Here is a 23,221-nt window from a genome sequence, read left to right as displayed (position 1 = left end):
CGATCCAACCACACCGCGACGGCCCAACTCGACGACCACCAAGCGTGATGAGGCGGCCGGAACGATCACGCTCCGATTACCAACTGAATGTTTGCATCCACCGGTGTCGCGGTCACGAGAGAGCCGCCCGCTCAGCGAGGTCCGCTTCCTCCAGTGCGGCCAGCACGTCCAGGAACGCGACGGCGAAACTGCCGGGCCCGGAGGCCTCCTTCGCGGCCAGCTCGGCGGCGACGGTGTACGCGGTGACGGCGGTCACCACCGCGGCGAACCGGTCCTCGTCGACCGCTGCGAAGGCCGCCATCACCGCCCCCAGCGCGCAGCCGCCCCCTGTCACCCGAGTCAACAGGGCATCCCCGTTGGCGATCCGGGCGCTGCGCACCCCGTCGGTGACGAAGTCCACAGGCCCGGAGACGGCGACCACACAGGCTGCTGTACGGGCCAGCCCCCGTGCTGATTCCTCGGCCGCCTCGACGCCGTCGGAGGAGTCCACGCCGCGGCCGCCGTCGCCCGATCCCGCGAGCGCGATGATCTCGGACGCGTTGCCCCGGATCACAGTCGGCCGGAGCTCCAGGAGCTCCCGTGCCAGCGCGGTGCGCACCGGCAGCGCGCCGACCGCCACCGGGTCGAGGACCCACGGCGTACCGGCCGAAGCCGCCGCACGCGCGGCCTCGACCATGGCGGAGCGCTGCTCCGCGTGCGGGGTGCCGAGATTGATCAGGACGCCGGAGGCGATCCGGGCGAACGGGCCGGCCTCCACCGGAATGTCGACCATGGCCGGTGAGGCGCCGAGCGCCAGCAGGACGTTGGCGGTGAAGCCCGTGACCACCGAGTTGGTCAGGCACTGAACCAGCGGGGAGTCCGCCCGCACGCGTGCGAGGGCTTGCGGGGCGAAGGCGGTGTGATCGGTGGATGTCGCGGGCATGAGATATCGCTCCGTGGGGTGGGAATGTCGTTCGGGCGCCGAGGGACGTCGGGGGTCCGGCGGCCGACGGCAGGTCAGTCCTGTGGACGGTGGCGCAGCCGCAGCGGCGCGTAGACGGCGAGCGCCACGAGGAACGCCACGTAGTACGAGAGGTCGGCGCCATGCAGGGCGGCCGCCACCGGGCCCACGTACAGGCTGGTGTCCATGAACGGCACAGCCGCGGCGAAGGCGACGGCGAATGCCGACAACGGGAGCCATCCGGACTGCGGGCGGGCGGTCTCGGCGGCGAGGTCCATCGCGGCGCCGCCCCGTGCCCGGGCCCGTGCGATCCAGTCGACGATGACGATCGCCACGAAACCGGGAATCCAGTAGCCGACGAACAGCAGCACGTTCTGGAAGCGGGCCGTGGTGTCGGCCGCGTGCATCCACAGCACCAGGGGGAAGCCGAGCACGGCGGCGAGGGCGGCGGCCACCGGGCGCGGAAGGCGCACACCGACGGTCTGCAGAGCCAGGGAACCGCTGTAGTCGTTCATGGCGTTGCTGCAGAGTGCCGCCAGCGCCACGGCGAGCAGCCCGAACGCGCCCAGCACCCCACCGCCCAGCAGCGTGTCCACACCTGCGGCGGTCTGGTCGGTCAGCACGGACGCGCCCAACAACCCGAGGGCCTGGACGGCCACGAAGGACACCACAAGGCCGAGCAGGGTGAAGCAGAACATGCGCGGGCGCGAGGTGGTGCGTGGCAGATAGCGGCTGAAGTCGCTGGCGTACGGAGCCCAGGACAGGGTCAGACTCAGCGCGATGGTGCTGGTCAGGACGAACGCGCCGGCCTGGTCGGCGCCGTGCGCGGTGCCGGTGCCGACCGGATGGACACCGTCGAGCAGCCGCCAGGCGATCAGCGCGAACGCGGCGGCGAGCACGAAGGTCATGACGATCTGGAGCCGGTGGATGGCCTCGTAGCCCAGAACGCCGAGGGCGCCTTGGGCCAGCATCATGGCCAGCACGCCGAGCCAGAACGGCCAGCCGCACAGCCGCGCGAGCGCGTCCCCGCCGAACAGCCCGATCAGCGCATCCCAGGCGACCGACGACAGCCACTGCAGAATGCCGGGTACCGTCACGGCCCGGCCGAAGGCGAGCCGGGCCAGCGGCAGTTGCCCGGCACCGGTCTGGCTCCCCCAGGTGCCCAGGTAGGCGGTGGGCACCGCGCCGAGCACGGTGCCCAGCACGACGGCGGCGAGCGCGGTGGCGAAGTCCAGGCCGAGGGCGATGCCGACGGTGCCGGTGAACACGCCGGTCATGGTCAGATTGGGAGCGAACCACACGGTGAACAGGCGCCCGGGACCGCCGTAGCGGTTGCTCTCGGGGACCGGCTCGATGCCGTGTGTCTCGACGCTGAGGTCGCCGGGGGCTGCTGGCATCCGCCCGTCGAAGACGGTCTGCCGGCTGTCGGCGGGCAGACCGCCGGAAACATGCGTCACAGGCATGGAAGACATCCCTCCGCCAGTACGAACTGGTTCAGGTTCGACGGGTGTGATCTCAGCCCTCGGGTAGGGCACCCCGTGTCCGGTACGACGGACAGACTAACCCGATCCCGTTGAACACCTGAACGAAGGACCGCGTGGCAACGCGCTCACGGCCGCGTTCCCCCCTCCGCGTGCCCCGTGCGATCCAGATGCCAGCGGTGTTCCACCTCGAAGCGGTGCAGCCCGGTGCGGCGTTCGACGATTACGTCGACGGTGGCGCGCTCCGTGTTGGTGCACGTGGCGGTCGCTCCGTCGGGGTCGGTGTAGGAGAGCGACACGCAGTCGGCCGGGTCCTGGGTCACATCGATCCGTACCCTGCGCCGCGCGGTGCCACCGCTGACCGACCAGTCGGGCAGCCCGATCCGTGCGCGCAGCAGTGGCGCGGTCAGCAACGGGTCGCGCGGCCAGTCGGTGCCGCCGATCCGCAGCTGAAGCATGGGCAGCGGTGGTAGCCACCGCATCGTGGGACGGCGGGCGACGGCGGCCACCACTTCCAGTACGTCCCCGTCGCCGAGGCCCGCATGGAGCCACGCCCATCGCTGGGCATTGCCGTGCCCGGCGATCCGGGCCACGCCTCCCACCGCGCCGGAGAGCGTGAACCGCCGCTCCCCGACGACGAGTTCCCCGTCGAAAAGGGCGTCGGGGGCAGGCACGATCTGGGCGGCGGGCAGCAGTTCACGCTGCCAGGACCAGCGCGGAAACGTGTAGAGGGGCTCTCCGCCCCCGGTGACCGTCAGGCGCCAGGTGATCGCGCCCGCGGTGCCTTCCAGAAGCCGGGGCGTTGCCCGCACCCCCGGCACCTCGAAGTACGCCTCGCCCTGAGGCGGTGGAGAGTCCGGGACCCCGAACCGCTCGGTGAACGGCGGTCCGTCCGGTGGGAAGACTGATATCCAGCCATGCGCCCGGGCCGGGCCGTCGTGCTTGGGTGCCACCACTTCGTGGTGGATCCACACGCCGGTACCGGTACGGGGATCGGTCAACGTCGCGTACCAGACTTCGAGCCGCCCTGGACGGCCGGTCATCCGCGGCGGGTAGAGCGAGTTCACGAGGGTTTCCTTTCACCGGGGCGCGGGGGCCCCGTACCGTGCGCGCACGCCTGCCTCGGCGGTGCTCTCCACGATGCCGGGACAGGCCCGTTCGGCCAGCGCCGCGATCGTCAGTGAGGGGTTGACACAGAGCGAGGTCGGCACTGCCGAGCCGTCGGTGACGAACAGGCCGGGATGGCCTCGCAGTTCGCCGCGTTCGTCGAGTGCCGAGGTGGCGGGGTCGTCACCCATCCGGCAGGAGGCGAGGGGGTGCGCGCTCACGGACCCGGCGGGGTTCTCGCTCCAGGGCCGCACCCGCGCAAGACCGTCGCGCTCCAGCACCGCGCGGGCCTCGGCATCCGCGGCGGCCCAGCCGCGCAGGGTGTTCGCTGTCGGCCGGTACGAGAGCGTGGACAGGCAGAGCGATGTGGCCACGCGCGTCGAGCTTCCGGTGGGCGGCGGCGGGCCGAAGACGCCCTCGTTGTCGTCCTCGGTCATGGCGAGCACGGAGAGCCACGACGGCCAGCGTGCCCGCATCTCCTTCTTGCGGACGCCGAACCAGCTCGTCGCCGGGGCGTCAGTGGCCTGGGCCAGCAGGTCGGTGATGCCGGGGAAGTAGATCTGCTGAAGGGAGAAACGGGTGAACTCCGCCGTTGCCGGGTCGAGCCGGTCGTACGACATGGAGCCGATGGGCTTCCCGATGGGGAAGCCCTGGTACGGGATGCCCGGGGCGCGCTCGAGACCGAGCAGGTCGCGCACCTTGCCTTCGTCGACGTCGGCGATGGACACGCGGTCGCCGTTGCCCGAGAAGTAGCGCCCGACGGCTTGCGGGACACCGCCGAGCAGGGGAGCCGAGCGCTGCAGCAGCACCGGGGTGGCCAGAGCGCCTGCGGCCAGCACCACGGTCTTGGCCTCGATCGTGCCCACGCCGACCGGCAGCCGGTAGTCGCCGGCATCGAGCTGCGTGTACGAGACGCGGTAGCGGTAACCGGGTGTGATGGCAGGCGCGATCGTCTGTGCCTCGTGGAGTGGGCGGATCTCGGCGCCGTGCGCCGTCGCAGCGGGGAGGTAGTTCAGCAGCATGGAGCGCTTGGCGTCGAAGTGACAGCCGCCCAGCATCCAATTGCAGTTGGTGCAGCGGGCCAGGTCGACGGCGACGGGCACAGGATTGCAGGTGCGGCCCGCACGGGCGCACGCCGCAGCGAACAGCCCTCCGGGGTAAGGGACTTGGTCCCAGCTCTGCTCGGCGACGGGCAGAGCCTCCTCGACCCGGTCGTACCACGGGTCGAGTGCCGCGCGCGTCAGGGTCGAAGGCCACAGGCGATGGCCAAGACTGCCGCGGCGATCGAAGACGAAGCCCGGAGCCCGCAGTGAAGCGGCGAAGTAGACCACGCTGGACCCGCCGACGCAGTTCCCGGCGACGACCGTGATGCCGTCGCCCTGCACGAGGTCGACGATCCGGGTGTAGCTGCCCAGGCGCAGGTCATGGGTGAAGTCGGGGGCGGTGAGGTGCGGTCCACGTTCCAGGATCACCACCTTGGCGCCACCCGCGGCCAGATGGTAGGCGGGGATGGCGCCCCCGAAGCCACTGCCGATGACCAGCACGTCGGTGCGTTCGGTGGCGCTCATGCGGGGTGCCCTCCGGGGGTGGTGAGCGGGTGCTCGGAGGCGAGCCTTCTGCCGTACGAGTAGTCGGGGAAGCGCCACAGTCCGTCGGCGTCGGGCGCCGGGAAGCCGATCCAGGCCAGGCCCGGGTGGCGTTGCCGGATGGCTACGGCGGTGTGCAGATGGGCCGCGGTGTCGAAGGCCGCGGCGGCGAAGAGTGCGAGCAGCACATACAGCTGCCGGTCCGGGGCGCCGGGCGTGAGCAGCTCTCCGGCGAGCGCGGTGCGGTCGGTGAACCGGAGGGCGACGAAGGGAGGTTGAGTGCGCAGCAGGATCCGGCCGTGGGTGGCCGCATAGGCGAGGGCGCGGGTGTTGACGAGCAGCGCCAGCTCGGGCAGCAGTACGCCGACGCCGAGGTCGGGAAGGTTGAGCAGCTCGACGGCCCCCGCCTGCACGGCGCCGGGACCGGGGGCCGCCCCGGCGATCGCCGCGTCGCCGCCGTACCGCTTCTCGCCCGGGACCATGGTGTCCGCGAACGCCTCCAGCGTGGCGGTCGTCGGGTCGGGCAGCGCCAGGGAAGCGGGCAGCAGCCCCGCCCGATCCACCGGGACCGGCTCGGGGACAGGACGCGCCGAAGGCGCGGCTTCGGCGGTCAGCTCCCCTGCCCGCAGGGCGGCGACGGCGGCGGTCAGCCCGACGAGCAGCCGGCGCCGAGTGGGACGTGCGGGTGGTTCGCTCAACACAGTGCGCTCACCGGCAGTCGCACCCTCACACCTGCGGCGTCACGCACGAGTGCGTCGGCGAGCAGCGCGTCGTACGGCCGGATCACCTTCGCGGCGTCCTCGGCCTGCGCGGGGTGCCCGGCAACGGTGATGTTGCGTACCTTCGCCGCGGCGCTGCCCTCCGCCTTGTCGAACCAGTAACTGCCGTCCCAGCCGACCAGTTCGGTTCCGCCGGCCGTGGCCTGCACGCTCCAGTGGTCCAACTGCCAGTAACGGCAGGCCGGTACGGCGATCGCGAAGCGCGCCGGCTCGGCCAGCAGAAAGCGCGCCGCGCCGCCGTTGGTCACGGTGATGTCCCGCTTGGCGTACTCCACGCACAGCGGGTCGGCGCCGAACAGGGAGAGTGGCGGCGTCTCGCCCTCGCCGTAGCGGTGGAAGGTACACGCGGGGGCGTACGAAGGGTCGGTGTAACCGCCGACGCCTGGTTCTGCGGCCGAGGCGGAAGCGGCGGGGAGCAGGGCGGCGGCTGCCGCCACCACTGCGCCGAAGGCGGCGAGTCGGACACCTGCGGACAGGGCACCGAGGGCGTTCGTCGTACGGCGGAGTACGGGCACAGCAGGACCTTCTTCACGTCCCAGCCCTGATGGGCGATGGTTACCGGCGGTCACATGCAGTCAGCATCTTGAATGCTGCACGCTGTCGGCGCAAGGTATGGGACGAAGGTGAGGACGTGCGACGCGCGCCGTTGCCCTGGTCCGCGGATATGCGGCGGCCGCCGGAGCGACCCAGGAAGTGATCAAGGCGGACCCGGAGAACGGGCGTCGGTGGCGGTCGCGCGGAGGGCCGGCTTCACCTGCCTCAAGCAGGTCGCGGAAGCGGACGGCACCTTGTTCAACTGGTACGTCCATGATCTGCGGGGGTCGCAGCCTCAGGGCTGAGCCCCCAGAAACCGTTCCGTCCACAGCCGCAGCAGCTCGTCGTCGAACGTCGGGTCCTCGCGCAGCACGCTGGTGAGCGCGAGACCGCGGTGCAGGACCAGCAGTGATTCGCAGAGCAGGGCGAAGTCCTCGCGCGCCGCCGTCTCCGGGCCGAAGATATCGGCCATCACCGCACGCTGGGCCGCGCCCACTTCCCGCTCGGCCGGCAGCAGCGCCGCCCTGAGATCCGCGTCGGTGCGGGCCGCCAGCCACAGCTCCAGCCCCGCGAGGCAGTGCGGGCCCGACATCGCCGTGCGCAGCAGGGCAAGCCCCTTCTCGCGGTTCGGTGCGCCGCCGTCCGTCTCGGTACGGATGTGCGCGAGACGCAGCTCGGCGACATGGTGGGTGGCGGCCGCCAGCAGATCGGCCTTCGAGGCGAAGTGATGCAGCAGCGCGCCGCGGGAGACGCCCGCCCGCTCCTGCACCCGCTGGGTCGTGGTGCCCGCGAAACCGTGGTCGACCAGACAGTCGATCGTGGCATCGAGGAGTCGCTGCCGGGTCTCCTCCCGGCGTTGCTGCTGGGTGCGGCGTGGAGCGGGCATGGCAGTGAGCGTACGACACGACTGGGAACCAACAAACAGTCTGGACGGACTGTATATGGCGGGTCTATCGTCCGGCGCATGCTTGCCGTAGACCTGGTTCGCCGCGGTGCCGCGCGTTTCGCAGGACGTACCGCCGTGCATTTCGAAAACCGTTCCCTCACCTATGCGGAGGTCGACGAGGCTGCCAACCGCCTGGCCCACGTCCTCGCAGGACTGGGCGTCGGCCGCGGCGACCGGGTCGGGCTGCTCCTCGGCAACGGGCTGTGGTCCATCTCCGTCGACTTCGCCTGCCTGAAGGCCGGGGCCGCCCGCGTCCCCCTCAACGGCCGCCTCTCCGCCGCCGAACACACCCGCATGCTCCAGGACACCGGAGCGACCCTTCTGGTCTACGGGCCGGAACTCGCCGAGCGTGCGATCGAACTCGGTGCCGCCGTACCGGGGCTGGTGCTCGCCTGCCTCGGCAGCCCCGGCCCGGCCGGCCACCTCGACCTGCCGACGGCCATGCGCGAGGCGAGCCCCGCAGACCCGATGCTGCCCGCGGCGGCGGACGACGTGATCCTGATCCTCTACACGTCCGGCACCACCGGCACCCTGAAGGCCGCCCAGCACACGCAGGCCGGCTATGCCGCGATCAGCGCGAACATCCTGTCCAACCTCGTCTCACCCGGCCGGGACGACGTGATGCTGCACGCCGCATCGCTCATCCACGCCAGCGGCACCTTTGTGCTGCCCTACTGGCTACGGGGCGGCGCCTCCGTCGTCCTCGGCGGCTTCGACCCGGACGAGTACCTGGCGGCCATGGCCCGCTACGGGGTGACCGCTGTCAACCTCGTCCCCACCATGCTCGGCATGCTCTTCGCCGACGGGCGTGCCGAGCGTGCCGACCTCGCCCGGCTGCACACCGTCGTCTACGGGGCCAGCCCGATGCCGCGACCGCTCATCGAGCACGCACTGGACGCCTGGGGCCCCAAGTTCGTCCAGTACTTCGGGCAGACCGAGGCGCCGCTGTGTCTGACCGTGCTCGACAAGGACGACCATGCCGAGGGCGGTGAACTGCTCGGCGCCGCCGGACACCCGGCGGTCGACGCGCGGCTCGTCCTCACCGACGAGGACGGCGCCCCCGTCGCACCGGGCGGGATCGGTGAGGTCCGGGTCAAGGCGCCGTTCGCCATCGCCGGGTACTACAACGCGCCCGAGCTGACCGCCGCGAGCCTCACCGGTGACGGCTGGATCCGCACCAGGGATCTCGCACGCCTCGACGACCGCGGCTACCTTCACCTCGTCGACCGCAGCAGCGACATGATCATCACTGGCGGCTACAACGTCTACCCGCGCGAGGTCGAGGACGCCCTCGCGAGCCATCCCGCGGTCGCGCAGTGCGCCGTCGTCGGTGCCCCCGACGCCACCTGGGTCGAGGCCGTCACCGCCTTCGTCACGCTGCGACCCGGGGCCGAGGTCTCCGAAGCAGCCCTGCGCGACCATGTGCGCGCCCGGCTGGCGGGCTACAAGGTGCCCAAGACCGTGCGCTTCGTCGAGACCATCCCGTACTCGCCGGTCGGAAAGATCCTCCGCCGGGCCCTGCGCGACCCCTTGTGGGAGGGAAAATGACGAACGAACACCCCGCCGTACGGATCGAGCGCGACGGCCCCGTCTTCACGGTGATTCTCAGCCGCCCCGAGGTCCGCAATGCCGTCGACGGGCCGACTGCGGACCAACTCACGGACAGCTTCCGGAAGTTCGAGTCCGACCCGGACGCTTCTGTCGCCGTGCTGTGGGGCGAGGGCGGCACTTTCTGCGCCGGCGCGGACCTCAAGGGCATCGGCACGGAACGCGGCAACAAGGTCCTCGCCGAGGGCGACGGACCCATGGGGCCCACCCGGATGCGGCTGAGCAAACCCGTCATCGCCGCGGTCTCCGGCCACGCGGTGGCCGGCGGCCTGGAACTCGCCGTCTGGTGCGATCTGCGGGTCGCCGAGGAGGACGCGGTCTTCGGTGTCTTCTGCCGCCGCTGGGGTGTGCCCCTGGTGGACGGCGGCACGGTGCGGCTGCCGCGCCTGATCGGGGAGAGCCGCGCGATGGACCTGATCCTCACCGGCCGCCCGGTCCCGGCGGCGGAGGCGTACGACATCGGGCTCGCCAACCGGCTCGTGCCGACCGGCCGGGCGCGTCACGCTGCGGAGCAACTCGCCCGGGAGATCGCCGCGTTCCCCCAGCTGTGTCTGCGTCACGACAGGCTCTCCGTACGCGAACAGCACGGCCTCTCCGAGCCGGACGCCCTGGCGGCCGAGTACCGGCACGGCCTGGTTCCGCTGACTGCGGGGGAGACCCAGGCCGGTGCCGACCGGTTCGGCGGCGGTGCGGGCCGCCACGGGGCGTTCACCGACTGAGCCGAAACCCGGCTGACACCGGAAACGGGCTGGTCCTACGCTCGCCGGATGACGATACTCAGCTACCCGGACAAGCCCCGCCCCGGCGACCGCGTCGCCGTCGTCTCCCCGTCCTCCGGCCTCCCCGGAATCCTGCCCCTGCCCTACGAGTTGGGGCTGCGCAGACTCCGCGAGGAGTTCGGGCTCGAAGTGGTGGAGTATCCGGCGACGCGCACCATGGGGTCCACTCCGGCCGAGCGGGCCGCCGATATCCACGCGGCGTTCGCCGACCCCTCTGCTTCACCTTTCGTTTCGTCGGCATCGCCGCCGGATCGCTCGTCGGAACGCGCTCGTCTGGGCGGGCGGCGGCTGGACCGCGGTGGCGGTCACCGGCGCCGTCGCCGCGTCGGCCGGACTGATCGTGGCCTCACTGCCGTCCGCGTCCCGGGCGCGGCGGGAGGCAGCAACGCCGGCCAAGGTGCGCCGAATCTTTGGTCCGACCACATGGCGTGTGTGACATAGTGGGAGGAAAGCCGAGGCAGGGGGGTGAACGATGCCCGTCGAGTGGCAACCCGTACGGCAGTCCCGTACGCATGAGCTCGTGCTCCAGAGCATCGAGGAGCGGGTGTTCGCCGGAGAGCTGAAGGCAGGCGACCGGCTGCCGCCCGAGCGCGAACTCGCGCCCGTCCTCGGAGTCAGCCGATCCGCCCTGCGCGAGGCGCTGCGGGTGCTGGAGACGATCGGCGTGCTTGTTGCCCAGCCCGGCCGCGGTCCGGATGCCGGGGCGCGGATCGTACGCAACCCCGACGACGCCCTCGGGCGGCTGCTGCGGCTGCACTTCGCCCTCGGCAGCTACAGCCTGGAGGACGTCCTGGAAGCGCGCGTCGTGCTGGAGCGCTCCAGCTTCGAGGCGGCGGCCACACACGCTTCCGCGGAGGATCTCGACGAGGTGGAGCACCTGCTCGTGCGGATGGGGGAGCCCGGCGTCGGCGTGGCCGAGTTCAACGATCTGGACACCCGGTTCCATGTCCAGATCGCCCGCAGCTCCGGCAACGAACTGACCTCCACCCTCACCTCCGCCGTGCGCGAGTCCGTACGTGCGCTGATCCTGCGGGCGCTGGAACAGGCCGAGGACTGGCCGGCCACGGCAGCCGGGCTCAACGCTCAGCACGCCGAACTGCTGCGGCTGGTGCGCGCGGGCAAGGGGGCGAAGGCCGCCGATCTGGTCGAGCGGCACATCCGCAGCCTGCACGGCACGCTGGTGGACGGGAACGAATAGCCCGCAGCACGTGGGCGATCAAGGGGCGGTGCGCATGCGCACCGCCCCTCTCGCATGTCCCCGCCCCTTCACGTTCCGGACCGAGGCTAGTATGGTCCGACCATACAAAGGCCAGAGAAACGATTCGGAGAGGCCCCATGCGTATCGGACTCTTCGCCACCTGTCTGGGAGACACGCTCTTCCCCGAGGCGGTTAAATCCACCGCGGTCCTGCTCGCCCGCCTGGGGCATGAGGTGGTGTTCCCGCCGGAGCAGACCTGCTGCGGCCAGATGCACGTCAACACGGGCTACCAGCGCGAGCCCGTCCCGCTCGTGCGGAACTTCGCCGAGCAGTTCGGTGACGCGTCGATCGACGCCGTCGTCATACCGTCGGGATCCTGCGCCGGATCGGTCCGCCACCAGCACGAGATCGTCGCCGAGCGGTACGGGGACGCGGCGCTGCGCGCGGGCGTGGCCACGGTCAAGGCCAAGACGTACGAGCTGTCGGAGTTCCTCGTCGACGTCCTGGGCGTCACCGGTGTCGGCGCGTACTTCCCGCACCGCGTCACGTACCACCCCACCTGCCATTCCCTGCACATGCTCCGGGTCGGAGAGAAGCCCCTGAAGCTGCTGCGCGCCGTCGACTCCATCGACCTCGTCGAGCTTCCCGAGGCGGACTCCTGCTGCGGGTTCGGCGGCACCTTCGCAGTGAAGAACGCCGAGACGTCGACCGCGATGCTCCAGGACAAGATGCGCACCATCACCACCACCGGGGCGGCGGTGTGCACCGCGGGCGACTCGTCCTGTCTGATGCACATCGGCGGCGGACTCTCCCGAATCGCATCGGGCACCCGCACCCTGCACCTCGCGCAGATCCTCTCCTCCACCCGTACCTCGCCGTACGTCCTGACGGAGGCCGTCCGATGAGCAGCACCTTCCTCGGCATGCCCGCCACCCCGCCCCGCTCCCCGTACGGGACGGGCAATCTGCGCGGCGACCGGACGTTTCCCGCAGCCGCCCACGACGAGCTGCGCAACGAGCAGCTGCGGCGCAACCTCGGCAAGGCCACCCACACGATCCGCGCCAAGCGTCTCAACGTCACCGGTGAGCTGCCCGACTGGGAGCAGCTGCGCGACGCCGGCTCGGCCATCAAGACCGACACCATGAACCGGCTCCCCGAACTCCTGGAGCAGCTCGAGCGGAAGGTCACCGAGCGCGGCGGCACCGTCCACTGGGCACGCGACGGCGTCGAGGCCAACGAGATCGTCGCCCGGCTCGTCCGCGCGACCGGCTCGCAGGAGGTCATCAAGGTCAAGTCGATGGCCACCCAGGAGATCGGCCTCAACGAGCACCTCGAATCGATCGGCATCACCCCGTACGAGACGGACCTCGCCGAGCTCATCGTGCAGCTCGCCCACGACAAGCCGTCGCACATCCTGGTGCCCGCGATCCACCGCAACCGCGACGAGATCCGGCAGATCTTCCTCAAGGAGATCCCCGGCGTCGACCCGCGGCTCGACAACGTACCCGCCCATCTCGCCGCCGCGGCCCGCGCCTATCTGCGCGAGAAGTTCATGACGACGAAGGTGGCGGTCTCAGGCGCCAACTTCGGGATCGCCGAGACCGGAACCCTGTCCGTCGTCGAGTCCGAGGGCAACGGCCGGATGTGCCTGACCCTGCCCGACACCCTGATCACCGTCATGGGCATCGAGAAGGTGCTGCCGCGCTATCAGGACCTCGAAGTCTTTCTGCAGTTGCTGCCGCGCTCGTCGACCGGGGAGCGGATGAACCCGTACACCTCGATGTGGACGGGTGTGACGCCCGGCGACGGTCCGCAGGACTTCCATCTGGTCCTCCTCGACAACGGACGCACCGCCGCGCTCGCCGACCGGATCGGGCGCGAGGCGCTCAACTGCATCCGCTGCTCGGCCTGTCTGAACGTCTGCCCGGTGTACGAACGGGCCGGCGGCCATGCGTACGGATCGACCTACCCCGGCCCGATCGGGGCGGTCCTCACCCCGCAGCTCGCCGGGATGCACGCGGCCAAGGACGACCCCAACAGCTCCCTGCCGTACGCCTCCAGCCTCTGCGGCGCCTGCTTCGACGCCTGCCCGGTCAAGATCGACATCCCGTCGCTGCTGGTCGAGCTGCGCCACCAGCACACCGAACAGTCCGGTACGACGACGGAGAAGCTGGCCATGAAGGCGGCGGCCGGCGTGATGAGGAGACCGAAGCTGTTCACGGCCGCGCAGAGGACTGCGGGGCTGGGCCGGGTCCTCGCCGGGCGGGACGGGAAGATCTCGCATCTGCCGCCCCCGTTCAACGGGTGGAGCGACAGCCGTGACACCGCGGCGCCGCCGAAGCAGTCCTTCCGCGCCTGGCTGGCCTCGGACGAGGGCGCCGCGACCATGCGGGCCGCCGCCGAGGACGGCAGGAACCAGCAGCAGGAGGAGAAGTGACGACCGCTCGCGAAACGGTGCTCGGCCGGATCCGGGACGCCCTGGCTCTCGCACCCACCCCCGACACGGCCGTCCCGCGCGACTACCGGACCGGCCGCACGCTCCCCGACGACGAGCGCCTCGCGCTCTTCACCGACCGGCTCGTCGACTACAAGGCACAGGTGCACGCCTGCACCGGCGACCGCACCGCCGAAGTGATCGCGCAGGTCCTGCGGGAGCGTGGTGCCCGGAAGGTCGGGGTGCCCGCCGGGCTCGACGAGCGGTGGCTCGACGCGTACGACGGGGAGGTCCAGCGGGACTGCGCCGACATTCCGGCGCCCCGGCTCGATGCGCTGGACGGTGTCGTCACCGGGTCGGCAGTCGGCTGCGCCGAGACCGGCACGATCTTCCTCGACGGCTCGCCCGACCAGGGGCGGCGGGCGTTGTCGCTCGTCCCTGACCTGCATGTGTGCGTGGTGGATCTGTCGGCGGTCGAGGTGGGGGTACCGGAGGCGGTGCGCCGGCTGGTGCCGGAGCGGCCGACGACCCTGATCAGCGGACCGTCGGCCACCTCCGACATTGAGCTGGAGCGGGTCGAGGGGGTGCACGGCCCCCGGTCGCTGGTAGTGGTGATCCGCGTCGACGCGTAGGGCGGGCGCGGTGGTGGACGCGCTGTCCCGGGGCGCCGTACCGGCCCGACGGTCCGCCGGGCGGCCGCGCATCGAGGCCGTCCGGCGGACCGGGGACAGTCAGCGGTGCTCGATCTTCAGCGGTTCGAAGGCGATACGGGTCGTCGCCCCGTCCTCCGCCCAGCCGACCTCGACCGTGTCACCGTCCACGTTCACCCCGCTCACCGCCGCAGCGAGCGTCGTCGCGTCCGGCTCCGCCGTCAGCGACGCGAGGGACACCAGCAGGACCGTCCCCTCCGCGTCCGCGCCCAGCCGGGGCACCACCGCCCAGCGGGTGTACGCCGTGCCCTGTGGGGCCCGTACCTCGTCCTGGGTCTCCCAGCCGTGCAGTCCGTGCAGCGCGGACCGTACGCCGTCGTCCGGACCGGTCGCCCAGCCCGTCTGCTCCACCCGCGCCCCGGCCGGCGCGCCCAGCACCCGGTGCACCCGCAGCTCGTACCTCCCGCGGACCACCGTGACGCTCTCGACCCGCAGCCCCGGCACCATCGGCGCACCCGACATGAAGACGGGGCGGTGCCAGGACGCGGCCCAGCCCCAGCCGTCACCCTGTCCGGCGCCCAGCGGGCGGATGCTGCGGCGGCCGCTGCGCACCCCCGCGACGAGGACGGCCAGATGGTTGTCCGCCACGTTCACCTTCGATGTGGGGCCCGTCACCGTGGAGTACGACTGGCGGCTGTACAGCGGATCGTCCTGCACGCCCGACTCGCCCTCGTGCGGCCGGACATGGTCGCTGCCGTGGTTGTGCAGCCGTACGATGCCGTCCTCCCGGGTGGACTGGATCAGCAGACCTGGCGCGGGCAGCGCCAGCACCCGGTCCGGGCCCTCACTGGGCGCCGGCTCCTCGGTCGCCGTCCACAGCGGATGGCCGTCCGGAGCCAGCAGCGAGACGAACGCCTTGGACGCCCAGTACGGGGACGCGGGGCCCGAGTAGTGCTGCAGGGTCGCCTCGTGCGGTCCGTGCCAGCCCAGGCTCAGCAGCCCGTCCGTGCCCGTCGCACCGCGGTCCAGGAAGTAGCGCAGCGATCCGCTGATCACCCGTCGCGAGGCACCGGGGGAGAGCGGGGTGTGCCCGGTGACGGCGCCCAGTGCGACCGCCGAACCGGCCGCGAAGCGGTAGGTCAGCGAGCGGCCGAAGTGGATCGGCGCGCCGTCGCCACCGAACAGCAGGGAGAAGCTGTCCAGGTGTTCGCGCAGCCGGGAGCCGAAGTGCGCGGACAGCTCGGGGTCGCCCGACAGATGCGCGTCCAGTACCGGGTACAGGTGCAGCGCCCAGCCGTTGTAGTGGTCGAAGGCGGCGCTGTCGCCGTCCGCGTACCAGCCCTGTCCTCGGTACCAGCCCTCCAGCAGGTCGAGCGCCCGCTCCTTCGCCCGAGCCGTCTCCGCGTCGCCACGGCCCACCGAGTCGAGGAACGCGGCCACGGAGTAGGGGAACAGATACCAGTTGTTGGGCGCGGGGATGTGCCGCAGTGCACCGCGCAGCCACTCCTCGGCCCGGTCCTGGACGCCGGGGTCGAGCCGGTCCCACAGCCAGGGGCGGGTCAGCCGCAGCCCGATGGCGACCGAGGCGGACTCGACCATGGGCTGGCCCTGCACATGGTGGTCGAGGATCAGCGGCCAGGACTCCAGGTCGTCCCGGCCGGGCGTCCGGGTACCGGCGGCGAGTCCGTGCGCGTACCGGTCGAGCCAGCCGTGCGGATCCTTCCCGTCCGCGCCTGCGACCCGGAACGCCGCCGCGAGGAACGTACGGGCGTAGCCCTCCAGACCGTCCGAGCGCACCCCGGATCCGGACGGCCGTCCCGGCAGGTCCAGCAGCGCGCGGCCGGGCGTCGACCACTGCCACGCGGCCCGCAGCAGCCCATCCGCCGCCACCTCCCAGTGCGCCCGGGTGTAGCCGGTGTACGGGCTCAGGTCACGGTCGTCGGAGGGAAGTTCAAGGGGGGAGGTCATGCGAGGAATGCCAGCCTTTCGCGTCGTACGGGGTGGGCGAAACCGTCGCCCGCGGCCCAGCGGCCGATCTCGCGGACCGCCAGGTCGACCAGCCGCTGCCACTCGTTGCCCTGCGAGCCGGCGAGATGCGGAGTGATCAGGGCGTTGTCGCACTCCCACAGGGGGTGCGCGGACGGCAGCGCGTCGGGGTCGGTGACATCGAGGATGGCACGGATGCGGCCCAGTTGGAGCACGTCGGTCAGCGCGTGCTGGTCGACCACGGCGCCCCGCGAGGTATTGATGAGCACACCGTCCGGGCGCATCGAGGTGAGGAGTTCACGGCTGACGAGCCCGCGGGTGGCGGGCAGCAGCGGGGTGTGGACGCTCACCACGTCGCTCTGCGCGAACAGCTCGGCGAGTTCGACCGGCCGGACACCCAGATCGGCGGCGTCCGCCGCGGAGACGTAGGGATCGTGCAGCAGCACCCGCAGGTCGTACGGACGCAGCAGCTCGATGACGCGCCGGCCGATCAACGAGGCGGACAGAATGCCCACGGTGCGGCCGTAGTTGCCGACCTCGGGCGAGGTGCGCAGCCAGTCGTCACGGCGGCGCTCGACCCGGTAGTCGCGGGCCCGCTCCAGGGCCCGCTTGCCGGACAGCAGGATCATCGCGACGGTGTACTCCGCGACCGGCAGCGCGTTGGCGGCGGCGGCCGAGGACACCTCGATGCCCCGGTCCCAGCATGCCTCGGTGATGTGCCCGCGGACGGAGCCCGCCGTGTGCACGACAGCGCGCAGCCGGGGCGCCGCCGCCAGCACGGTCTCGTCGAGCGGCGGGCAGCCCCAGCCGGTGACCAGGAGTTCGGCATCCGCGAGCGTGGCGCGGGCCCGGTCGGTGGTGAAGTCGTCGAGGACGGGCAGTGGGGCGAGAGCGCACACCTCGGCGAGTGCGGCCAGGGATCGGGGAGCGAGGACGGCGGCCGCGGCATCCGGCTTCATGGCGACGGCGGCGCGCGGCCGACGGGCTGCGGCGGCGGGGGTGGTGCTGGGCATCTTTCTCCTGGTACGGGAGTGGTCCGGGTGGCCCGGCTACTTGACGGCGCCCGCGGTGAGCCCCGACTTCCAGAACCGCTGGAGCAGTGCGAAGGCGAGGATCAGCGGGAGGACGGCGAGCAGCGAGCCCGTGATCACGACGGGGTAGTACTCGGGGGACACGGTGGCGGAACTGTTCCAGGTGTAGAGCCCCAGACTGACCGGATACAGGTCCTGGTCGGAGAGCATCACCATCGGCAGGAAGAAGTTGTTCCAGATGGCGGTGAGCTGGAAGAGGAAGACAGTGACCAGGCCGGGCCCCAGCATCCGCAGCGCGACCCGGAAGTAGGTGGTCAGCTCGCCGGCGCCGTCCACACGCGCCGCTTCGAGCACCTCGTTCGGCACGTACCCCTGACTGAATATCCGGCCGAGATACACACCGAACGGATTGAAGAGCACCGGGATGAAGACCGACCAGAAGGTGTTCACCAGCCCGGTGCCGGAGGCCATCAGATACAGCGGCAGGGCCAGCACGGTCTGCGGCACCATGACCGCGGCGAGGACCAGGCCGAACAGCTTCTCCTTGTGCGGGAAGCGGTACTTGTCGAAGGCGTAGCCGCAGGCGATGCTCACGAGGGCGCCGAGCGCGGCGCCGAGGACCGCGTACAGCAGGCTGTTCCCGTACCACCGCCCGTACAGTCCGCCGTCCATCGCGAACAGGTCCTTGAGATTCTGCACAAAGGCGAAGTGGTTCAGCGACAGCACATGACTGCCGAACAGGGCGTCCCGGTCCTTCGACGCGGCGAGCACCAGCCACAGCACCGGCAGCAGCGTGTACAGCACCGAGATGCCCACCACGACATTGACGACGGAGCGGCCGAGAAGCCGGGGCCGCAGCGTAACGGCGGTACGGGTGGTGGTGCCCGTCGCGCTCATCGGGCGTCCTCCTCGGGGGCGTTGGCGCGGTTGGTCCAGCGGGTGACGCCGTAGGAGAGGGCGATCGTGCAGACCAGCAGGACGACCGAGGCGGCGGCGGCCAGGCCGTAGTTGTTACGGGTGAAGGCCGCGTCGTAGATGTACATGCTGGGCGAGAACCGCGAGTTGATCATCGGGGTGGACTGGCTGAGCAGCATCGGCTCGGTGAACAGCTGGAGCGCGAAGATCAGGGTGAACATCGCCACCATGACGATGGACGAACGCACCAGCGGCGCCTTGACCTGGAGCGCGGTACGGACCGGTCCGGCGCCGTCGACGACCGAGGCCTCGATGACCTCGTGCGGCACGGCCTGCAGGGCGGCGTAGAAAACCACCATGTTGTAGCCGAGATTGCTCCACAGGGCGATGTTCACGATCGACGGCAGGACGGTGTGCACGCCCAGGAAATCGATGGTGATGTCGGCCTTGCCCAGTAGATCGATCACCGGGCTGAGCCCGGGCGTGTAGAGGTACAGCCAGATGACGGCGGCGATGATGCCGGGCACGGCGTGCGGCAGGAACAGCCCGAGCTGGGCCCAGGAGCGCAGCCGCACCACCCTGGAGTCCAGCAGCAGGGCCAGCGCGAGCGCGGCGATCACCATCACCGGGATGTAGATGACGCAGTACAGGAAGACGGTGGCCAGGCCGCCGAGGAACGTCGGGTCGGTGAGCACGGCCGTATAGCTGCGCAGTCCGACGAAGACCGTGCGCTCCGGGCCGAAGCCGAGCCCCGACTGGTCGTCGCTGAAGAAGCTGAGCCAGACGGCTGTTCCGACGGGGATCAGGAAGACCGTCACGAGAAGGACGAAGAACGGTGTCATCAGGACGCCGCAGGCACCGAGTTCACGGCGCCGGGCAGACCCGCGGGCGGAGCGCGCGGACGCGGCGGCCGACCGGGCGTTCGCCGGGTGCACGGGGGTGATCGAGGGGGTGGAAGCGGGGGCGGTCATGAGTGTCACCTGCCTCTCTGCTGCTGGGACGTGGGAAGTGGCGAACGGGGTCAGCTGCTGCGCTCGGTGGTGGCGAGGCCCAGTGCCTTGAGGTCCGGCATGGTGCCCTGCTGGGCGGCGCGCACCGCGTCGGTCAACGCCCCCTGGCCACCGCTCGCCCGCGCGAAGCCGTCCTGCATCACTTTGCCGGTGGCGGTCATCCGAGGCCCCCAGACCCAGCCGTGCCGGATCTTGTGTGCCTCCTGCTCGAAGACCGTGTAGATGTCCTGGCCGCTGTAGTAACTGCGGTCGAAGGCCTTGCGGCCGACGGCGACGAGACCGGGGGCGGCCGGATACTGGCTGCTGCTGCCGCTGGAGAGCCGGGCGCGCAGTGCGTCCGGGTGCGACACCTGCCACTCGATGAACTCCAGGGCGGCCTCAGGGTGCCGGCTGTCCTTGGTGACCGCGAAAGTGGAGCCGCCGTGGGTGCCGACGGCCGGCTTCGCCGGATCCCACTGGGGGAGCGGGGCCACGGCCCACTGGCCCTTCTGGGCGGGCCGGGCGTTCATCTGGGCCCCGGCGTCCCAGGCGCCGCTGAGCCGGACGAGGATCTGGCCGTTGCTGATCTGGGCGTCGCTCTGCCGGCTGTCCACGGCGTTCATGAAGACCAGGTCCTGGTCGATGAGCCGTTGCCAGTACGACGCGACGCGGCGGGTCGGCTCGTCGGTGAGCGACACGTTCCAGGCGCCGTCCGAGGTGTCGAACCACTGGGCGCCGGCCTGCCAGGCGAGCGCCGCGAACTGCATGGCACCGTCGGTGGCGAAGGTCGCCAGCCGGCGGTCCGGGGCCTTGCGGCGTACGGTCCGGGCCACCTCCTCGAACTCGTCCCAGGTGCGGGGGACTTCGAGGCCGAACTGCTGGAACAGGTCGGTGCGGTAGTGCATCAGCATCGGCTCGACATCCAGCGGCACGCTGAAGACGCGCTTCTCGAACGTGGTCAGTCCCAGCGCCTGCGGCAGCAGCTTGGCGCGCAGTCCGTCGCCGATCAGATCGGTGAGCTCGCGCGCCACCCCGTCGATGGCGAAGCCGGGGACCTGGGGGTACTCGATGGTGGCGACATCCGGGGCGTTCCCCGCCCGGGACGCGTTGCTGAGCTTGGCGTAACCGCCCTGGCCTCCCGTGGGGATCTGCTGGAAGTCGACCTGGACGCGGTCGTGGGTGCGGTTGAACGCGTCCACGACCTCCTGGCTGCCGCGCAGGGCCGACCAGAAGGTGATGTGCGTGGCGCGTTTCGCGCCCTTGCTGCTGATGGTGCTGGTTCTGCTCGCGCTGCCCGACTTTGATGCACCGTCACTGCTGCTGCAGGCGCTGAGCGCGCCCGTCAGCGGCAGGGCGGCGATCGAGGCGAGCACGGATCGACGGCTCTGTCGACCAGGCATGGGTGCCTCCCGCGGCTCCTGATTCGAGACACGGGAATCCTGATCGGCTGATCGGTACGGGTCAATAGATCGCTCAGAAGAAAATTAAAGCGGTCAAACGCTCAGCCCCCGGGAGTGGCGAGCGGCTGCGCCGAACCGCGGATCTTCAAGGTGGGCAGCAACTCCGTCCTGCGCACCGGACCGGTGGCACCGACGGTCCCGGACAGCCGGTACAGCAGCAGCTCGGCCGCCGCCCGCCCGATCTCCGCCTTCGGTGGCGCCACCGCGGTCAGCGGCGTACTGCCCAGCGCGGCGACCACATCGTCGTACGCCACCACAGAGCAGTCCCGCGGCACCTGGACACCGCCCTCCGCCAGCCGCTGCACCAGCATCAGCGCGTCCACATCGCCGTGCAGCACGGCCGCCGTGGCGCCCCGTTCGCGCAGCAGCGCCGCAAGGTCGACCGTCGTGCCGTCGTCGCCGGGATCGGGAGCGGGCGCGGCTTCGGCCGGCGCACCGGGGGTCTGCGGACCGGGGCCGGGTACCGCCGCCGGCGAACTGAGCACGATCGACCAGTCCTCCACCTCCGGCCGGGCCGCCGCGATCCCCGCGAACGCCGTCCGGATGGTGCGCGCCGTCGGACTGTCGTCGCGGGCGGCCAGGACGATACGGCGGTGGCCCAGCGACACCAGATGGTCCACGGCCAGATGCGTCCCGTACCAGTGGTCGGAACAGACGGAGTCCAGGGCGTGCAGTGCACTGCCGGGCCGGGGCCGCCGCTCCATCAGCACGGTCGGCACCCCTACCTCAGCCAGCCAGCCGTAGTCCAGCTCCTCCGAGCGCGCGTTGCGCCACCGGGGGGCGATCAGCAACCCGCGGGCCCCGTCCGCCAGCGCCCGCTCCACCAGTGGCCGTTCGGCGCCCGCCGACTGCGGCGCGATGTGCAGGGCGATCCGCATACCGGACTCCTCCAGCACGGTCCGGGCGCCGTGCAGCGTCTCGTACAGATACGAATGCCGCTCCGGTACGACGAGGGCCACGGCAGCGCCGTCCCCGGCCGGTTCCTCCGTCCGCGCCGCCGGGACCGTGGCGTGTTCCGGCGCGTCGATCACCGGACGGGCCACGCCGTGCCCGCGCCCCAGCTTCCCCACCCGGGTCAGTTCCTCCACGTCCCGCCGGATCGTGACCACCGAGACATCCAGCTCGGCGGCGAGCACGCTGACCTTGACGGCGCCCCGCGACCGCACCACCGACAGGATTCGCTGACGCCTGAGTTCAACCGGCTCCCGCATGCTGTTGGCCCCCTCGCCGTACCGCCGCGCACTGTTCGTTTGAACGCTTCCTGTGAGCGCTTGCGTCGCAGCATAGCGATCACCCACGCGCCGTCCACGGCGTTCACGGGGTCCGGGGCCTGCGGGCGGGGTCCTGCAGGCCGCTCGCATAGGGACGGTGCCGATCGGGGCGGCGGACGGCGACGGCGGCGCTGCCCGCCGCCTTCTGCCCGTGGTTCCCGGCCCGGCGGTCGCCCGGCACACCTCGGGGCCGTTGAGGAACGGCCCCCGAGGTGCATCCGCCGACGACCCTACGGCTGTCCCAGCGACAGTCGGTCGAGGTCGGGCGCGGACTCCTCGTCGTTGTAGATCCTGATCGTGTTGGCGCCCGCGGCGAGCATCACCGAAACGGTGGTTGTCCCCGGGGTGCTGTTCCCGATGCCGCTCACCGCCGCCTCGACCGGCGCTCCGCCGTTGACGCTCACCAGGAACGAACGATCCCCGTTCACCGTGTAGTCGATGAACAGCGTGTACGTGCCGGCCCGGTCCACGGTGACATCCGGGAACCGGACATCAGCAGCCGCGCTGCCCCCGAGGTTGCGCACCTTCTCGCCGCCGGAGCAGGGCGAGCAGCCGGTGAGACCCGCGGTGCCGAGTGTGTTCCGCGAGTCCTCGGCCTCGCGCATCCGTGATCGGCGTGTCCTCATTGTTGTTGGTCAACTGCCAGGACGGCCGCTTTGCCCGGATCTGCTCGCAGAGGTGATGGTTCTCCCAGTACTCGTTGTCGTTGTCGATCCAGAACCGTTCCTAACCAGTGTGCGTAAGTGAGTCGTGGATCCACTGTTGCGTACTGGGCGCATCCCGAACGGTTTTGGATGCACTGGGTTCCCGCTTTCGCTTCCCGTTCGGCGACGGCCCTCCAGGGGGCCGGTCCGTGGTGGGCGGGCGGGATCCCTCACGCCTTCGGGCGCCTGGTCCGGCCTGGACGGTCCGATGCCCCGCACGATCACTCCGGTCGTGTGGGGGCGGTGTCGTCCTTCCCCAAGCTCTCAACTCCGTTCGAGCAGGGGATACCCCATCCCGGATCGGGTGTCCGAGGGCGCGTCGTCCGATCGCGATGCCCGCGGCATCGTGACGGGACAGGGTGCGGCGTGGGGCGGCCAGCGGTTTCTGCCAGTGCTGGGCACCCCACATGCTGGTGTAAGCGGGGTCGACCGCGACGATGCTCAGGCCGTGTTCGGCGGCCATGGACACCAGCCGGGCCTTGAGCTTGCCGGTGGGGATGCCGGAGATGAGCTGCCGGAATCGCTTCTGGCGGCCGTGCTTCTCGCGGGTCCTTTCAGTGGTGAAGTCGAGGTCTTCGATGCCGAGCGCGGCGACACCGACCCGCGCCGCCCAGTTGATCAGACGGGTCAGGGCGTGGCGGATCTGTGCGTCGCGGTGATCGGCGGTGCCGGACAGGTCATAGCCGAAGCGGTGCGGGTCGCCCATGGGGTTGCCGTGCCGGTCGAGCTGGTAGGCGGCGAAGTGGTCGGCGTTGGTGTCGACGCCGATCATGCCCCGGGCGTGGGCGGTCTCCAGCGGGATGGTCTGGATGACGGGGCGTTG

The 23,221-nt window shown here is 71.1% G+C and carries 20 protein-coding genes, 2 pseudogenes and 1 riboswitch; of the genes and pseudogenes, 7 read left to right on the top strand and 15 right to left on the bottom strand.

What is annotated here, in order from left to right; genetic code table 11:
* Window positions 1-112 precede the first annotated feature (112 nt).
* From thiM to ABZV38_RS34160, 7 genes are all read right to left on the bottom strand, one after another.
* Window positions 113-922, bottom strand: coding sequence for a hydroxyethylthiazole kinase (gene thiM, locus ABZV38_RS34190; RefSeq protein WP_356332341.1), 810 nt, complete (start codon window positions 920-922; stop codon window positions 113-115).
* A 74-nt stretch (window positions 923-996) separates the two neighbouring features.
* On the bottom strand, window positions 997-2,403 hold the full coding sequence (locus tag ABZV38_RS34185) for a cytosine permease (protein ID WP_356332340.1): 1,407 nt from the start codon (window positions 2,401-2,403) through the stop codon (window positions 997-999).
* Window positions 2,395-2,489, bottom strand: a riboswitch (TPP riboswitch). Its footprint overlaps the gene before it by 9 nt.
* Before the next feature lie 60 nt (window positions 2,490-2,549).
* Window positions 2,550-3,488 (bottom strand): hypothetical protein, encoded by a 939-nt coding sequence (locus ABZV38_RS34180; protein ID WP_356332339.1) that lies wholly within the window; start codon window positions 3,486-3,488, stop codon window positions 2,550-2,552.
* A 12-nt stretch (window positions 3,489-3,500) separates the two neighbouring features.
* Complete coding sequence (locus tag ABZV38_RS34175) at window positions 3,501-5,096, bottom strand: GMC family oxidoreductase (RefSeq protein ID WP_356332338.1); 1,596 nt, start codon at window positions 5,094-5,096, stop codon at window positions 3,501-3,503.
* Window positions 5,093-5,812: a DUF5987 family protein gene (locus ABZV38_RS34170; RefSeq protein WP_356332337.1), complete on the bottom strand. Its 720-nt coding sequence runs from the start codon at window positions 5,810-5,812 to the stop codon at window positions 5,093-5,095. The genes ABZV38_RS34175 and ABZV38_RS34170 overlap by 4 nt, the downstream gene beginning before the upstream one ends.
* Window positions 5,809-6,408, bottom strand: a complete 600-nt coding sequence (locus tag ABZV38_RS34165) for a hypothetical protein (protein WP_356332336.1) — start codon at window positions 6,406-6,408, stop codon at window positions 5,809-5,811. The genes ABZV38_RS34170 and ABZV38_RS34165 overlap by 4 nt, the downstream gene beginning before the upstream one ends.
* Before the next feature lie 314 nt (window positions 6,409-6,722).
* Entirely contained in the window at window positions 6,723-7,313 is a 591-nt protein-coding gene (locus ABZV38_RS34160) for a helix-turn-helix domain-containing protein (protein WP_356332335.1), read from the bottom strand.
* A gap of 78 nt (window positions 7,314-7,391) precedes the next feature.
* Between ABZV38_RS34160 and ABZV38_RS34155 the strand changes: the two genes are divergently transcribed.
* From ABZV38_RS34155 to ABZV38_RS34125, 7 genes and pseudogenes are all read left to right on the top strand, one after another.
* Window positions 7,392-8,921, top strand: a complete 1,530-nt coding sequence (locus ABZV38_RS34155) for an AMP-binding protein (protein WP_356332334.1) — start codon at window positions 7,392-7,394, stop codon at window positions 8,919-8,921.
* The gene (locus tag ABZV38_RS34150) at window positions 8,918-9,700 is read left to right on the top strand and encodes a crotonase/enoyl-CoA hydratase family protein (protein WP_356332332.1); all 783 of its coding nucleotides are present in this window, start codon (window positions 8,918-8,920) and stop codon (window positions 9,698-9,700) included. Before ABZV38_RS34155 ends, ABZV38_RS34150 begins: the two co-directional genes overlap by 4 nt.
* A gap of 48 nt (window positions 9,701-9,748) precedes the next feature.
* A pseudogene (locus tag ABZV38_RS34145) lies at window positions 9,749-9,973 on the top strand (LD-carboxypeptidase); the annotation flags it as partial.
* 259 nt (window positions 9,974-10,232) lie between these two features.
* Window positions 10,233-10,958, top strand: a complete 726-nt coding sequence (locus ABZV38_RS34140; RefSeq protein WP_356332331.1) for an FCD domain-containing protein — start codon at window positions 10,233-10,235, stop codon at window positions 10,956-10,958.
* A gap of 137 nt (window positions 10,959-11,095) precedes the next feature.
* Complete coding sequence (locus ABZV38_RS34135) at window positions 11,096-11,863, top strand: (Fe-S)-binding protein (RefSeq protein ID WP_356332330.1); 768 nt, start codon at window positions 11,096-11,098, stop codon at window positions 11,861-11,863.
* Window positions 11,860-13,395 (top strand): lactate utilization protein B, encoded by a 1,536-nt coding sequence (locus tag ABZV38_RS34130; RefSeq protein ID WP_356332329.1) that lies wholly within the window; start codon window positions 11,860-11,862, stop codon window positions 13,393-13,395. The genes ABZV38_RS34135 and ABZV38_RS34130 overlap by 4 nt, the downstream gene beginning before the upstream one ends.
* A complete protein-coding gene (locus ABZV38_RS34125; RefSeq protein ID WP_356332328.1) occupies window positions 13,392-14,024 on the top strand; it encodes an LUD domain-containing protein in 633 nt (210 codons plus the stop codon). Before ABZV38_RS34130 ends, ABZV38_RS34125 begins: the two co-directional genes overlap by 4 nt.
* 99 nt (window positions 14,025-14,123) lie before the next feature.
* Here the strand turns inward: ABZV38_RS34125 and ABZV38_RS34120 are convergent, their stop codons facing one another.
* The 8 genes and pseudogenes from ABZV38_RS34120 to ABZV38_RS34085 all read right to left on the bottom strand — a co-directional run.
* The gene (locus ABZV38_RS34120) at window positions 14,124-16,010 is read right to left on the bottom strand and encodes a DUF2264 domain-containing protein (protein WP_356332327.1); all 1,887 of its coding nucleotides are present in this window, start codon (window positions 16,008-16,010) and stop codon (window positions 14,124-14,126) included.
* Complete coding sequence (locus ABZV38_RS34115) at window positions 16,007-17,041, bottom strand: hydroxyacid dehydrogenase (protein ID WP_356332326.1); 1,035 nt, start codon at window positions 17,039-17,041, stop codon at window positions 16,007-16,009. Before ABZV38_RS34115 ends, ABZV38_RS34120 begins: the two co-directional genes overlap by 4 nt.
* Before the next feature lie 36 nt (window positions 17,042-17,077).
* The gene (locus tag ABZV38_RS34110; RefSeq protein WP_356332325.1) at window positions 17,078-17,956 is read right to left on the bottom strand and encodes a carbohydrate ABC transporter permease; all 879 of its coding nucleotides are present in this window, start codon (window positions 17,954-17,956) and stop codon (window positions 17,078-17,080) included.
* Complete coding sequence (locus ABZV38_RS34105) at window positions 17,953-18,945, bottom strand: sugar ABC transporter permease (RefSeq protein ID WP_356332324.1); 993 nt, start codon at window positions 18,943-18,945, stop codon at window positions 17,953-17,955. The genes ABZV38_RS34110 and ABZV38_RS34105 overlap by 4 nt, the downstream gene beginning before the upstream one ends.
* A gap of 50 nt (window positions 18,946-18,995) precedes the next feature.
* The gene (locus ABZV38_RS34100) at window positions 18,996-20,363 is read right to left on the bottom strand and encodes a sugar ABC transporter substrate-binding protein (protein ID WP_356332323.1); all 1,368 of its coding nucleotides are present in this window, start codon (window positions 20,361-20,363) and stop codon (window positions 18,996-18,998) included.
* Window positions 20,364-20,464: 101 nt separating this feature from the next.
* Window positions 20,465-21,634 carry a substrate-binding domain-containing protein gene (locus ABZV38_RS34095; protein WP_356332322.1) on the bottom strand — a complete coding sequence of 390 codons (1,170 nt, stop codon included), beginning with the start codon at window positions 21,632-21,634 and terminating at the stop codon, window positions 20,465-20,467.
* Between the two features lie 290 nt (window positions 21,635-21,924).
* Complete coding sequence (locus ABZV38_RS34090) at window positions 21,925-22,299, bottom strand: CBM35 domain-containing protein (RefSeq protein ID WP_356332321.1); 375 nt, start codon at window positions 22,297-22,299, stop codon at window positions 21,925-21,927.
* 121 nt (window positions 22,300-22,420) lie between these two features.
* A pseudogene (locus ABZV38_RS34085) lies at window positions 22,421-23,221 on the bottom strand (IS200/IS605 family accessory protein TnpB-related protein); the annotation flags it as partial.

Origin of the sequence: Streptomyces sp. NPDC005181, assembly GCF_040608395.1 — a bacterium.
Lineage (GTDB): Bacteria > Actinomycetota > Actinomycetes > Streptomycetales > Streptomycetaceae > Streptomyces.
The sequence above is the reverse complement of the archived record's forward strand: the minus strand, read 5'-3'. Positions and strand labels throughout refer to the sequence as shown.